The following is a 13,543-nucleotide window of genomic DNA, read 5'->3' as shown; positions in this document are numbered from 1 at the left end:
TAATCCTTATTAAGATGCTTGTTTGAAATGTTTCGCAGCAATGGTTTCCACTGCACTTTCAAAGATGCTTAGTCCTTGGTCTAGTTCTGACTCGCTAATCGTAAGTGGGCAGAAGAACTTAACGACTTCGTCGTCAGGGCCAGCTGTCTCAATTACCATTCCGTTTTCGAAACAGTTTTTCGCGATTTCAGATGCCATATCACCGTTGATACACTCAATACCAACCATCATGCCGCGACCTTTTTTCTGCACAAACATTTGTGGGAAGCGACGAACGCAGCGATCAATAACAGCACTTACTTTGTCTGAACACTGCTTGATGTGTGTTTCAAAGTCATCATTTGCCCAATAAATTTCTAATGCTTTCGCCGCGGTAATAAATGCATGGTTGTTGCCACGGAACGTGCCGTTATGCTCACCTGGCTTCCACTGGTCTAGCTCTGGTTTAAGTAGAACGACGGCCATTGGCAAACCGTAACCACCGATCGATTTCGATAGCGTCACGATATCTGGTTGAATACCTGACGGCTCAAAGCTAAAGAAAGTACCTGTACGTCCACAGCCAGCCTGAATGTCATCGACAATCACAAGAATGTCGTTGGCTTTACAGATTTTGCTCAAACGTTGTAACCACTCGTTTGAAGCAGCATTTAAACCACCCTCGCCCTGCACAGTTTCAAGAAGTACAGCGGCTGGTTTATCCATACCTGCAGAGTTGTCGTTTAGCATGGTTTCGAACAATGCTAGACCATCAACGCCAGCGTAACCTTCAAATGGAATACGAGTGACGTTACTTAAGCTAGAACCGTTACCTTGTCTGTGATGCTGGTTACCCGTTGCAGCCAGTGCGCCAGCTGTACAACCGTGGAAACCGTTGGTAAATGCAACGACGCTGTCGCGACCTTTTACTTTTTTCGCTAACTTAAGTGCTGCCTCAACGGCGTTAGTACCAGTTGGGCCAGTAAACTGAACTTTGTAGTCCAAGTTTCTTGGTTTAAGGATGTAAGTATCCAACGCTTCAAGAAACGATGCTTTCGCTTCTGAGTGCATATCCAAACCGTGAGTAATACCGTCCATCTCAATGTACTCAAGCAGTGCTTGCTTAAGTACTGGGTTGTTATGGCCGTAATTTAGAGATCCCGCTCCAGCAAGGAAGTCTAAGTATCGTTCACCTTGTTCTGTTTCCAGCCAGCAGCCTTTCGCTTTACGAAAAACCACTGGGAAATTGTTTGAATATGAGCGTACGTTGGATTCCTGCTTTTTGAAAATATCCATGATGAGACCGTTTTTAATTCCTATTGTTTGAGGATTATTTGAGAGGAATGCGATACAAATATTCTGTATCGTGTTTGCCTTTAAAGTGGGCTTTTTCATCCAAAAATGTGCTTACTTGGCCAGAGTTGCCGTTCATCGCATCTAACTTTTTGAACAATGCCCAAGAGGCTTTATTATCTTCCGTGATGGTAGTTTCTACCGATTTAACACCGCCCAATTCCTCTCGGGTGAGAAGTTCTTTCAACATGCGGAATGCTAAACCGTGACCTCTAAAGCGAGGTGAGACTGCAACTTGCCAGACAAATAAAACGTCTTGCTCGTCTGGTTTCTGATAACCGGAAATGAAACCTGCGATTTCGCCTTTTTGCTCAACCAAAATACTGGTTTTGCTGAAATGCGTAGACTGTAGGAAATTGCAATAAGATGAGTTCATGTCCAATGGAGGACAATCTGCAATTAAGCTGTAAATGTCGTCACCATCAGAGATTTTAGGCTCACGAAAAATCCATTTTTTACTTGAGTCTTCTCCAATCTCTGGATAAAGAACCCAAGGTGCTGATGTGATCATGTGGAAATACATATCCTTTGAGGTCTAATTAAATTTCCTTTTTATTATGGGCATCCCTCGCGACTAAAAATCAAATAATCCGCCTTTTTATCGGCATTTTTGTGACAATAATCACAAAAATAGGCCATTTAACCAAATCTTAAAATAGTTCGAGGTCTAATTTATTAAAAAATCACTTAAAGAATAAGTATAAAAAACGAACAGAAAAAACAGTCCTCCATGGTCTTCATTTCTCAGCAAAAAATTCAAAAATCAAAAAAAACGGCATGCTTTCGCATGCCGCTTTATTCAAATATTTAACTGCTGATGTTGGTTATTTCGATTTCTTCTTAGAAACCGCTTTTGGACGAGGTTCATCCATCAGGCCTTTTACTAGGGAAACCGTTGCAACAAGCAGAACAATCGTAAATGGTAGGCCTGTGGTCACGGCCATTGCTTGAGCTGCCGCTAGGCCACCACCAAGCATCAATGCAATCGCAACTAAGCCTTCAAACGTACACCAGAACACGCGTTGAGGCGTTGGCGCATCGACCTTACCGCCCGCAGCAATAGTATCAATAACCAGTGAACCAGAGTCTGAAGAGGTAATGAAGAATACCACCACCAAAATAATACCGACGAAAGATGTAATTTCAGCTAGCGGCATCACATCTAACATGGCAAATAGTTTTAACGGTAATTCCGCGTTGAACACGGCTTCATAACCATCGCTCACGTATTGGCTTATAGCGTTACCACCAAAAGCGGTCATCCATAACACACAAACAGAGGAAGGGATAAGGATAACGCAAATAATGAACTCACGAACGGAACGACCACGAGATACACGCGCAATGAACATACCGACAAATGGTGACCAAGAAATCCACCAAGCCCAGTAGAATGCTGTCCAACCTTGAGAATAGTTTACGTCTTCTCGTCCAAATGGCATTGATAGGGCAGGAATATTAGCCACATATGACACTATATTTTCGAAGAAACCCGTTAAAATCGCGATCGTCGGGCCGACAACAATAACGAAAAGTAGTAAAAGCGCAGCGAGACCCATGTTGATCTCAGATAAGATTTTCACGCCTTTGTCTAGTCCCGCAACAACTGAGATTAAAGCGAGTGCGGTGATGCCAATAATCAATAGTACCTGCGTAGTATTCGTCATTGGGACATCAAATAGGAAGTTCAAACCCGTTGCGGCTTGAGACGCACCGTAACCTAGAGACGTTGCCAGACCAAAAACTGTCGCTACAACGGCAAGAATGTCGATAATGTGACCAGTCCAACCCCATACACGCTCACCAAACAGTGGGTAAAAAATGGATCGCATGGTAAGTGGTAAGCCTTTGTTAAACGAGAAAATCGCCAAACCAAGAGCCAATAGCGCATAGATTGACCACGGATGAAGCGCCCAGTGGTAAATCGTCGCCGCCATGCCTAGTGCAGATGCAGCACTTGCATCGCCTTCTGCACCACCTAGAGGGGCCCAGTCAGTACGAACACCGTTCTCAACGTTCACGCCACCAATAGCAGAACTAAAATGAGACATAGGTTCTGATACACCAAAGAACACCAGACCGATACCCATACCTGCTGCAAAGAGCATTGCCAGCCAACCCGCATAGGAATAATCTGGCGTCGCTTCTGTACCGCCGATTCGTACCCGACCTAGCGGTGTAAAAATCAACCCAACACAGACAATGACAAAAATATTACCAGATGCGAGAAAGAACCAATCCAAATGGTGTAACAAACCCGCTCTTAGATCTGCGAAAAACGGCTCTACCTGTTCTCGAAATAATAGTGTTACTACAACAAATAGGATGATTGCTAAACCAGAAATTGCAAAAACACGGTTATGAATATCAAGGCCAAACGGGCCTACTTTTAACGCGACGTTATCCTGACCAATTTGATAGTCAGTGTCTATCGCGTTTACCTTTCCATCGGGGCGTTGAATGCCACCGTTATTATCGGTGCTCACGGATAATCTCCTTAAAAATACGTGACCAAATTTAAATTACTTTCGTCGGAGTTTGAGTGATGAAACCTCCCATCACTACCAAGCACATGTTCAAAAAACATAGTTCTTATAAGCGGTTACTCAGTCCGCCATAATAATCGCAAAGCCCCCTACCTTTCATTGCATTTTATTGTCTTAATCATAAACAACGCTTATTGCCAAATCGAAGAGATTGGCATGCTTCGATTAAAATGATATTGCAACTGTGCTTGAAACAGTTCAGCAGTTGCCAGCGCATCGGTCAAAGCATGATGAGGTTGATAAGCAGGAAGGCGATACCTTTCACGAGCATGCCCCAGCCTGACAGAGCCTGGCTTCTTACCTTTTAACTTATTGAATAGGCCACTGCATTCACGGCGCTGTATCGCATGTTCAATGTCTAGCGTATCGACAACGGGAAACTGTATTCCCTCCCCAATGTTATTTAGCAACGCGTTATTAAAAAACTGCCTTTCGATATTTTTATAATGAACAAGCACAACTTTGCCAGACAGCGCATCCAATATTTCCCCTAAAATGTGGGTTAATTGGGGCGCGTTTTTGACTTCAGAATCAGTGATGCCATGAATCACGACTGACTCTTCGTTTAACTCACGATTAGGGTTAACAACCCAATGCGCAGAGCCACTACATTGAACACGATCAATGGTAAACGGCACAAGTCCAATCGTGAGAATTGCATCCTCTTCCGCATTCAAACCTGTCGTTTCAAAATCTACCGAGACAAATGGCACTTCCTCAATTGGTGTTTCCCCATTAACCATCGGTGTCGAGTAATAACGTTTGAGCCTCTCGTCTCTTGCTTCTTTCGCGAGCTGTTTGAATAACGTTGACCACTCTGGCGTCCGAGACGTATCCAACAACGGCTGATCTTTTGCTGCCTTTTTTGAGAACCACATTATTTGCTACTTCTCTGGTATCGGAACTTGATGAAGTTCTGTGCATTACTAAGGATTTGGAAAGCAGCTTTTAAGTTTCGGCGCTCAAACTCTGACATGTTCTCTGGCTCAATGTTGTTATCTGGTTCATCTCCATTTTCGATATCGAGTGCTTGATGACGAATTCGAACCATGTAGATCAATTCCATTGCATCCCTCAAGTCCATTCCTCGACCTTTAGGTAAAATGCCCGCATCATTAATATCGTCTAATCGGTCAAACGAGTTTTGCGAACGGGAACCAATTGCCAATGAATGTACTCGAATCAAATCTGCCAATGGCGCAGTTCCTCTTCTTTTCAAGTTAATAGAATTGCGGTGACGACCATCTTTCTCCATAACAAAATCTTTGAAGAAGCCCAATGGCGGTGTACGACGTATCGCGTTGTAAGCCATACATGCAAGGAAACGGTTGTTTCTTTTCGCGCGCCTAACAATAAAGCTGCTTAATTGTTCCGCCCACTTCACTCGCCCATGAACACCTAATAAATCAAAAAAGATATTACTGTTTAACAACCTTTCAGGAGTTGGGTTATCTATCCAGTTGCCAAAGCACTCCTCCCACTCCGCTCGGGTTTTTCGCCACTCTGGATTGGTTGCCATAATGTCGCCAGTACAGTAAGCATAGCCGCATGCTGCTAAACCATCACAAACAAATTTGGCAAACTTTTCAAAGTACTCCCCGTGCATCTCAACATCATAACTGTTGTCGAGAATAAGGGCGTTGTCTTGGTCCGTTACAATTAACTGCTCATCCCTGGCCATCGATCCCATAGCGACCAAACAATACGGAATTGGCGCAGGGCCAAGCTCTTGCTCTGCTAATTCAGCCAAACGCTGTTTAAAGCTACTACCAATGACCGACATGGCTCGACCAATCATATGAGCGTTGGCATCTTCATTCACCATTCGCACAAAACAGTCTTTCACTTGTTCAGAAACTTGCTTGAGATCTTCAACGCTGGTTTGTTGGAAGATAGAGCTAACTAGCAGCAAGCTGTTTTGAGATTCATAACGGACAATATCCGTCATGCCAATAATTCCTATCGGCTTTTTATCTTTTAAAATAGGGAGATGGTGCACGTTGTAGCGCAACATGGTTAACATGGCTTCAAAGACATAAGCGTTGTAATCCAGAGACACCACGTCATAACTCATGACCTCACTCACTGGGATGTTGGTATCAATGCCCTGAGCTAATACGCGAATACATAGATCGCGATCAGTCAATATTCCAAGTAGTTGTTCATCGTCTTCTTCTGTGAGTTCTTCTGCTGGGCGAACAATAAGCAAAGAGGTGACATTTTCCTCCGCCATCAGTATCGCGGCTTCTTGAATCGATGCCGTCGCCTCCAACGTTACCGGATCTCTCGCTAAGATCTTACGTGCTTTGGCAGTGGTAAAGTCATTACTTTCTGAGCGGCTGGATATTGCGCTTCGCAAGCGCGCGCTGTCTTCCAGTTCCATATAGTCAGCAAAGTTTTCAAACTCATCACAAAGCTCGTTGAAAATATCCTCCGGAATACAGTAAACCAAGGTGTCTTCTATCGCTTTGGCAGGCATACGCACACGGTTGTTCATTAACAACCCCATCTGTCCAAACAGTCCACCAGCGTCAATCCTGTTATAGAGTTCGCCTTTACGTCGGTAGATCTCCACAGCGCCGCTTCTCACCATATATAAGTCGCGGATCGTGTCTCCAAAATTGAGTATCTCTGTGCCTTGCCGAAAGTATGCAACCTCGGCATTTAGAGCGATCTTTTTTAACTGCTCTTCGGGTAGATCATCGAAAGGTGGGTACTGGCTAATGAAGTTGAGCACTTCTAACTGTTCGGCTTCCATCTTTTATTCCATACGTTGCCTAAACTACAGCGATAAATATCACCAAGATTGAAATCAATCAATGAATAAATCTAAGAATAACAACACCTAACCTAGTTCGCAGAATAAAACTCCAACCAAAAATTAGAGCTCTAATGTTTTTAAATATAGACCTCTAATCTATTTCTCCTTATAGCTATGCAGATGGGCTGAGTTGAAATGTACTAAAAACTTCAAAATAAATTCAAACCAATGTCATGGAAAAGTTAAGCGAAGACAAAACCAACCGTAAATATCTATTTTTGTTAATAAAAACACTATTTAACCACACCACCTTCATTGTTTATTGTATGCACATAAAATCCGGTTAACCGAACCCCATTCGTTGAAAATTGAACTAAAATTAATTAGAGTACAAATCGTTAAACAGTTATAAACACACAAAAAAGGACAGATAACATGGATCCCATACTGGAAGTTAAGGGACTGTATAAAGTGTTTGGAGAAGACCCAGAAAGAGCCTTCTCGCTTATCGAAAAAGGTATCGATAAAGACGGTATTTTTGAACAGACAGGTTTAACAGTCGGCGTAAACGATGTATCTCTCACCATTAACGAAGGTGAAATTTTCGTAATCATGGGGCTTTCTGGTTCGGGAAAATCTACTCTCGTTCGACTCCTAAACCGACTCATTGAGCCAACGAAAGGCAGTGTTTATCTCAAAGGGAAAGATATTGCCCATATCTCTGAAGACGAACTTCGAGAAGTTCGTCGCAACAATATCTCAATGGTGTTTCAAAGTTTCGCACTTATGCCTCACATGACGGTGATCGAAAACGCTGCATTCGGTTTAGAACTTGCTGGCATTGATGTTAATGAACGTCAGAAAAGTGCCCTTTCCGCCTTGGAAAGAGTTGGCTTAGACCCTTATGCAGAATCTTTCCCTGACGAGTTATCCGGTGGTATGAAACAGCGCGTGGGTTTAGCAAGGGCATTGGCTTGTGACCCAGACATTCTATTAATGGACGAGGCGTTTTCCGCTTTAGACCCATTAATCCGTTCTGAGATGCAGGATGAGCTTATTCGTCTACAAAACGATGACAAACGCACAATTGTCTTCATCTCTCATGATTTGGATGAAGCAATGCGTATTGGTGATCGTATCGCCATCATGCAAAACGGTGAGGTTGTTCAGGTTGGCACACCTGATGAAATATTGCACAGCCCAGCAAATGATTATGTCGAAGCGTTTTTCCGCGGCGTAAACATCGCAAGTGTCTTGACAGCAAAAGATATCGCTCGCAAGAAGCCAGCCGCCGTCTTTAAGAAATCGGAAAATGATGGCCCAGGCTCCGCGATGCAGATTCTGATGGATCATGACCGTGATTACGGCATTGTCGTCGATAAATCTAGCCGATATTCCGGCATCGTGTCTCTTGACTCACTACGTTTGGCTCACAAAGAAAACCGCTCTCTAGCCAGTGCTCAATTGACGGATGAAGTCACTCTTCAGCCAGAGCAGTCAATCAATGACATTTTGGGGCTAGTTGCAGGCGTTCCTTATGCCGTACCTGTCGTTGATGAGCAAGGTACTTACTTTGGTGTCGTGACTAAATCACGTCTTCTACAAACACTAGATAAGGATTAACACGATGTCTTCAGAGCAAACTAACAATGATCCCTGGTCGAATACCGCTCCTGCACAAGATGATCCTTGGTCACAAGGTGCAGGTGCTGACGCTGCCCCAAGTAATGACTGGTTGAGCTCAGAAACTGTAGAGCAAGCGCCATTCGATATTATGAACCCATTCCAAGATGCGGTTCTACCACTTGATAGCTGGGTGGAATCGGGATTGAACTGGTTGGTGGAACATGGTCGCCCTGTTTTCCAAGCAATTCGAGTTCCAATCGACTTTATTCTTACCTCGTTTGAAACTGCTTTGGTGTCCACACCTGCGCCTATCATGGTACTCATTTTATTTTTGCTGGCGTGGCAGTTTTCCAATGTAAAACTCGGTTTTTCAACGCTTGTATCCCTTGTTTTTATCGGCCTAATTGGTGCTTGGTCACAGGCGATGACAACGCTCGCACTGGTTTTAACCGCCGTCTTCTTCTGTTTGCTTATCGGGCTACCGATGGGGATATGGTTGGCGAGAAGCCAAACCGCAGCCAAATTTGTTAGACCAATACTCGATGCAATGCAAACGACCCCCGCGTTCGTTTATCTAGTGCCAATCGTTATGCTATTCGGTATTGGTAACGTTCCAGGCGTTGTAGTAACCATCATTTTCGCACTGCCTCCCGTTGTGCGCCTGACTATTTTAGGGATTCAGCAAGTACCTGAAGAGCTGATCGAAGCGGGCCACTCTTTCGGGGCAAACAAAAAACAGATGCTTTATCGCATCCAATTGCCATTGGCGTTACCAACGATTATGGCAGGGGTAAACCAAACCTTGATGCTTTCACTTTCTATGGTAGTGATCGCTTCAATGATTGCGGTTGGCGGCTTGGGCCAAATGGTACTTCGTGGTATCGGCCGACTTGATATGGGTCTTGCTGCTGTCGGTGGCTTAGGCATCGTAATTCTTGCCATTTTATTAGACCGTATTACCCAAGTATTAGGGGTTAATGCGGGTAACACCAAGCTTCGCTGGTATCACACAGGTCCTGTTTCATACCTATTAAAACTGAAAACAAAGACGAACCAAGACGATCTAAAACTTAGGAGAAACATCAATGAATAATTCATGGAAGAAAGCGCTCTCTGTTGGAGCTCTAAGTACTATCGCATTTTCAACTTATGGTGTGGCAAGCGAACTACCGGGTGAAGGTGTGACTGTTCAGCCAGTTCAATCAACCGTTGCAGAGGAAACGTTTCAAACATTGATCGTAAACCGTGCACTTGAAGAGCTTGGTTACGATGTAAAACCAACTAAAGAAGTGGATTACAACGTAGGCTATACCTCTATTGCTAAAGGCGACGCTACTTTCTTAGCAGTAGGTTGGTTCCCTCTTCACGCCGATAAGTACACAATGTCTGGCGGTGATGATAAGTTTTTCCGCAAAGGTCAATATGTAAGTGGTGCTGCGCAAGGCTACTTGATCGATAAAAAAACCGCTGAAAAATATGGCATCACAAATATTGGTCAATTAAAAGATCCAAAACTGGCCAAGCTTTTCGATGCCAACGGTGACGGTAAAGCGGACTTAACAGGTTGTAACCCAGGTTGGGGTTGTGAAATGGTCGTTGAGCATCAGTTGGATGCGTTCAAGCTTCGTGACACAGTAACGCACAACCAAGGTAACTACGCTGCGATTATCGCTGACACGATTTCTCGTTACAAAAAAGGCGATCCGATTCTTTACTACACTTGGACACCTTACTGGGTAAGTGGCGTCTTAGTTCCGGGTAAAGATGTTGTTTGGTTAGAAGTGCCATTCTCTTCACTTCCTGGTGAGCGTAAGGACATCGACACAACACTAGAGAACGGTAAGAACTACGGCTTCGAGATGAACTCTATGCGCATAGTTGCGAACAAAGAGTTTACTGAAAAGAACCCAGCAGCAGCGAAGCTGTTTGAAATCATCAAGCTAAACATCAATGATGTTAGTGCGCAGAATATGATGATGAGCCAAGGTAAGAATAGCTCAGCAGACATCGAGTCTCATGTAAATGGCTGGATCAAAGCGAACCAGAAAAAGTTCGACGCATGGGTAGACGAAGCTAAAAAAGCAGCCATGTAATCGGCACGACCATTAAAATACGTGACACCTAACTTTAGAGCCAACCTATCACATCGGTTGGCTCTAATTTTATTCACCGTAGTAAAAAGGATTGCAACAATATTGAGCCCTGCTCCTCAGTATTTTCTTAAAGTTTCTACTTAATTTCATTCCTTAAGAGTTTCTTAAGTTTCGCGTTTTATTTTGTTGATAACCAATCAAACAAAGGAAGCGCTCATGAAACACCATGCACAAATTTCCGCAGATGGCTTTACTTTAGACATCGTCTATCCAATGCATCCGCTTTGGAGCCAAGTTATCGAGCATGTTTCTCAGCGTTATCAAGAAGCATTCTTTGCCGAGCTCAAACAGTTTATGCCGGCGTATTTAACCCTCATTGAAGGCGCTCACATTGTTTCCGTATGTGGCTTTCGCATCGCCGAAGATGAACCCTTGTTCCTTGAACAGTATTTAGAAGACGACGCCCAAAAGCTGGTTTCTAACGTATTTAACTGCGACGTAAAACGTTCGAACTTAGTGGAGTTTGGTCACTTGGCATCTTTCGCTAAAGGCATGTCATCTCTGCACTTCTACCTCATCGCAGAAATGCTGGTCAATCTCGGTTTTGAATGGTGCATCTTCACCGCGACAGACCCACTTCACGCCATGATGGCGCGCCTAGGATTGGAGCCTCATATCATCGCGCAGGCCGATCAAAATAAAGTCCCCGATGCCGAGTCCACTTGGGGGGCGTACTACGAGCATCAACCGCGTGTGTTAGCTGGCAATTTGCAAAAAGGACTCGAACGCCTTCGATTAGTCCAAGAAAGAAAACGCAAACAAGCCTAGATAGAAAAGTAAACGTCGTTAAAACCGCAAACACAACCAGAACAACTTGGTTAAACACCACGCCAGAATATAGGTGACGTATGAATATTCTCCTCGATGCCATTACAAAATGGGCAAAAACGACACCATGTCGAGTAGCACTTGTCGGCTACGAAGCGAATCAAACCGTTGAACTGACTTACTCTGAATTGTTAAACAAGATCGAACTCGTTGCCGCCGAACTTATTGCACAGAACATCAAAGCACTCGCGCTACGCGCAGAAAACAGCATCAATTGGGCCATTGTTGATTTGGCGGCGATGGCGGCAGACATAGTCGTCGTACCTATTCCGACTTTTTTCTCTGATGCACAGGTTGAACATACGTTGGAGCAATCACGCGTCGATGCTTTAGTCGGCGATTGGCAAGCATGGTTGGCTTCTAACCCTAAGCAAAGCTTTAATCAGCAAGACCATCCGTTTTCCATTACCAATTTGCCTTTGCTGCGTCGTAACCAGTTGGGAGATGAAGATACACAGGCAGCTTATCTACCAGAAACCGGAAAAATCACATTTACGTCTGGCTCGACTGGTCAGCCTAAAGGCGTGTGTTTAAGCAATGATCATTTGTGTTTGGTGGCGAAATCGCTCGCCGATGCAGTAAATAGCACGGCGCACTCGCACTTAGTACTGCTTCCGTTATCGACGCTTCTCGAGAACATAACCGGTGTTTATGTACCACTCATGTTGGGCGTGACGTCATATATTTTACCCGGAGAGCAAACCGGCCTACTCGGTTCAAGCCAATTCGAACCGCGTTTGTTTGCACAAGCATTAGCGACCATCAAACCAGAAAGTTTAGTGCTAACACCGGCTTTATTGCTTGCGCTCATTCACATCGCGAAACAGCAGCCCTCTCTTGTGGATTCTCTAAAATTTGTCGCCGTTGGCGGTGCAAGAGTATCGCCACAACTGATTAACACCGCGCATGCGCTGAACATCCCTGCATTTGAAGGTTATGGCTTGTCTGAATGTGGCTCCGTCGTTTGTTTGAATACACCAGCCGCATTTAAAGCAGGAACGTGTGGCAAACCGCTTCCCCACGCTCAGATTCGTATCGCGGAAGATGGTGAACTGCTCGTCAAAGGCAACGTTGCTCTTGGTTATTTGAATGAGCCGTTTACTCAAGAATGGTTAGCGACTGGCGACTTAGCCCAAATTGACGCACAAGGTTTTGTCACTCTCTCGGGGCGTAAGAAGAACCTTATCGTCACCGCATACGGCAGAAATGTCTCACCGGAGTGGATTGAATCAGAAGCGTTGGCGTATTTGCCGATGACGCCACTGATCGTTACAGGCGATAGCCAACAAACATTATGCGCTGTCATTGCCAATAGCGAAGACGTCGAAGCAAAGGTTCATGCATTAAACCGAACCCTACCCGATTACGCTCAAATCCGAACCTTATTGCTGCTGGACAACCCACGAGCCATCTCTGGTTGGTACACGGATAACGGCAAGCTCAAACGAAATCAAATCGAACATGATGTGGCTCAGTTATTAGCGTGCACAACGCCTGAATTAACGCTGCAAGTGCAAAAGATCCAACGCATCGATTTGCCCTTTCAGCAACACATTACATCTTTCCAAACTGTATCTTAGTTAACGGCTTCTTAAGGAGAAGGTTATGACTTTATTTTTCGAACAACTCAAACAAAGCACTGCCGCTGCTCAACAAGCAATGTTAACTGCGCCAGTCATCGCAGACGTTCAACAAGGCAACATTTCCAAAGATATGTATATCGCCTTTCTAACCCAAGCTTACCATCACGTTAAGCACACTGTTCCCTTGCTGATGGCGTGTGGAGGCCGACTATCTGGCGAATACGAATGGGTACGAGATGCCATTGCCGAGTACATCGAGGAAGAGAAAGGCCATCAAGAATGGATTTTAAATGACATCAAAGCGTGCGGCGGCGATGCCGAAGCAGTGCGCAATAACAAAGATGTAGGTCAAGTAGGTGCACCGATTGAACTGATGGTTTCCTACCTTTACCACAACATTGACCGCCACAACCCACTCGCGCTGTTTGGCATGGTGTGGGTATTAGAAGGCACCAGCGTCGGTATTGGTGGCCAAATGGCTGAAAAAATCCAGTCAACGCTAAGCCTACCGCCTTCGGCAATGACTTACCTAGTTTCACACAGCGTGTTAGACCAAGATCATCTGCAATTTTTTGAATCACTGATGAACAAAATCACCAAAGTGGAAGATCAACAAGTCATCATCGACTCCGCAAAAATGGTGTACGCATTGTACGGACAAATGCTGCGTTCTTTGCCTTCTTTCTCAACCCAACAAGCGGCGTGAGGTGAAGC

Annotated in this window: 11 protein-coding genes; 6 read left to right on the top strand and 5 right to left on the bottom strand. The window is 44.5% G+C overall.

From position 1 onward, the window contains the following. Positions 1-9: 9 nt before the first annotated feature. From ectB to FKN08_RS04000, 5 genes are all read right to left on the bottom strand, one after another. Positions 10-1,275: a diaminobutyrate--2-oxoglutarate transaminase gene (ectB, locus tag FKN08_RS04020; RefSeq protein WP_005393371.1), complete on the bottom strand. Its 1,266-nt coding sequence runs from the start codon at positions 1,273-1,275 to the stop codon at positions 10-12. 34 nt (positions 1,276-1,309) lie between these two features. Then, the gene (gene ectA, locus FKN08_RS04015; RefSeq protein ID WP_170891397.1) at positions 1,310-1,843 is read right to left on the bottom strand and encodes a diaminobutyrate acetyltransferase; all 534 of its coding nucleotides are present in this window, start codon (positions 1,841-1,843) and stop codon (positions 1,310-1,312) included. A gap of 313 nt (positions 1,844-2,156) precedes the next feature. Continuing rightward, positions 2,157-3,818 carry a BCCT family transporter gene (locus tag FKN08_RS04010; protein ID WP_005393381.1) on the bottom strand — a complete coding sequence of 554 codons (1,662 nt, stop codon included), beginning with the start codon at positions 3,816-3,818 and terminating at the stop codon, positions 2,157-2,159. 191 nt (positions 3,819-4,009) lie between these two features. Continuing rightward, positions 4,010-4,756 carry a 3'-5' exonuclease gene (locus tag FKN08_RS04005; RefSeq protein ID WP_170891396.1) on the bottom strand — a complete coding sequence of 249 codons (747 nt, stop codon included), beginning with the start codon at positions 4,754-4,756 and terminating at the stop codon, positions 4,010-4,012. After that, positions 4,756-6,636, bottom strand: a complete 1,881-nt coding sequence (locus FKN08_RS04000) for a DUF294 nucleotidyltransferase-like domain-containing protein (protein WP_006741594.1) — start codon at positions 6,634-6,636, stop codon at positions 4,756-4,758. The genes FKN08_RS04005 and FKN08_RS04000 overlap by 1 nt, the downstream gene beginning before the upstream one ends. Before the next feature lie 438 nt (positions 6,637-7,074). On the opposite strand from FKN08_RS04000, the gene proV reads away from it, so the two are divergent. The 6 genes from proV to FKN08_RS03970 all read left to right on the top strand — a co-directional run bounded on the left by proV (position 7,075) and on the right by FKN08_RS03970 (position 13,535). Continuing rightward, positions 7,075-8,262, top strand: coding sequence for a glycine betaine/L-proline ABC transporter ATP-binding protein ProV (gene proV / locus FKN08_RS03995; protein WP_005393388.1), 1,188 nt, complete (start codon positions 7,075-7,077; stop codon positions 8,260-8,262). 4 nt (positions 8,263-8,266) lie between these two features. Beyond that, on the top strand, positions 8,267-9,358 hold the full coding sequence (gene proW, locus FKN08_RS03990; protein ID WP_046874899.1) for a glycine betaine/L-proline ABC transporter permease ProW: 1,092 nt from the start codon (positions 8,267-8,269) through the stop codon (positions 9,356-9,358). Further along, the gene (gene proX / locus FKN08_RS03985; protein WP_005393392.1) at positions 9,351-10,358 is read left to right on the top strand and encodes a glycine betaine/L-proline ABC transporter substrate-binding protein ProX; all 1,008 of its coding nucleotides are present in this window, start codon (positions 9,351-9,353) and stop codon (positions 10,356-10,358) included. Before proW ends, proX begins: the two co-directional genes overlap by 8 nt. Positions 10,359-10,574: 216 nt before the next feature. Beyond that, positions 10,575-11,186: a thermostable hemolysin gene (locus FKN08_RS03980; protein ID WP_170891395.1), complete on the top strand. Its 612-nt coding sequence runs from the start codon at positions 10,575-10,577 to the stop codon at positions 11,184-11,186. 80 nt (positions 11,187-11,266) lie between these two features. Beyond that, complete coding sequence (locus tag FKN08_RS03975) at positions 11,267-12,826, top strand: AMP-binding protein (RefSeq protein WP_170891394.1); 1,560 nt, start codon at positions 11,267-11,269, stop codon at positions 12,824-12,826. Positions 12,827-12,851: 25 nt separating this feature from the next. Next, complete coding sequence (locus tag FKN08_RS03970) at positions 12,852-13,535, top strand: iron-containing redox enzyme family protein (RefSeq protein WP_170891393.1); 684 nt, start codon at positions 12,852-12,854, stop codon at positions 13,533-13,535. Positions 13,536-13,543: the final 8 nt, after the last annotated feature.

This window comes from Vibrio sp. 1-2 (7-a) (assembly GCF_013048515.1).
GTDB classification, from domain to species: domain Bacteria; phylum Pseudomonadota; class Gammaproteobacteria; order Enterobacterales; family Vibrionaceae; genus Vibrio; species Vibrio diabolicus.
The sequence above is the reverse complement of the archived record's forward strand: the minus strand, read 5'-3'. Positions and strand labels throughout refer to the sequence as shown.

Bases quoted from the DNA above. Each gene is read 5' to 3' on its own strand.
- FKN08_RS04005 (WP_170891396.1), bottom strand. From the start codon at position 4,756: ATGTGGTTCTCAAAAAAGGCAGCAAAAGATCAGCCGTTGTTGGATACG.
- proX (WP_005393392.1), top strand. From the start codon at position 9,351: ATGAATAATTCATGGAAGAAAGCGCTCTCTGTTGGAGCTCTAAGTACT.
- FKN08_RS04000 (WP_006741594.1), bottom strand. From the start codon at position 6,636: ATGGAAGCCGAACAGTTAGAAGTGCTCAACTTCATTAGCCAGTACCCA.
- FKN08_RS03975 (WP_170891394.1), top strand. From the start codon at position 11,267: ATGAATATTCTCCTCGATGCCATTACAAAATGGGCAAAAACGACACCA.
- proV (WP_005393388.1), top strand. From the start codon at position 7,075: ATGGATCCCATACTGGAAGTTAAGGGACTGTATAAAGTGTTTGGAGAA.
- proW (WP_046874899.1), top strand. From the start codon at position 8,267: ATGTCTTCAGAGCAAACTAACAATGATCCCTGGTCGAATACCGCTCCT.
- ectB (WP_005393371.1), bottom strand. From the start codon at position 1,275: ATGGATATTTTCAAAAAGCAGGAATCCAACGTACGCTCATATTCAAAC.
- FKN08_RS03970 (WP_170891393.1), top strand. From the start codon at position 12,852: ATGACTTTATTTTTCGAACAACTCAAACAAAGCACTGCCGCTGCTCAA.
- FKN08_RS03980 (WP_170891395.1), top strand. From the start codon at position 10,575: ATGAAACACCATGCACAAATTTCCGCAGATGGCTTTACTTTAGACATC.
- ectA (WP_170891397.1), bottom strand. From the start codon at position 1,843: ATGATCACATCAGCACCTTGGGTTCTTTATCCAGAGATTGGAGAAGAC.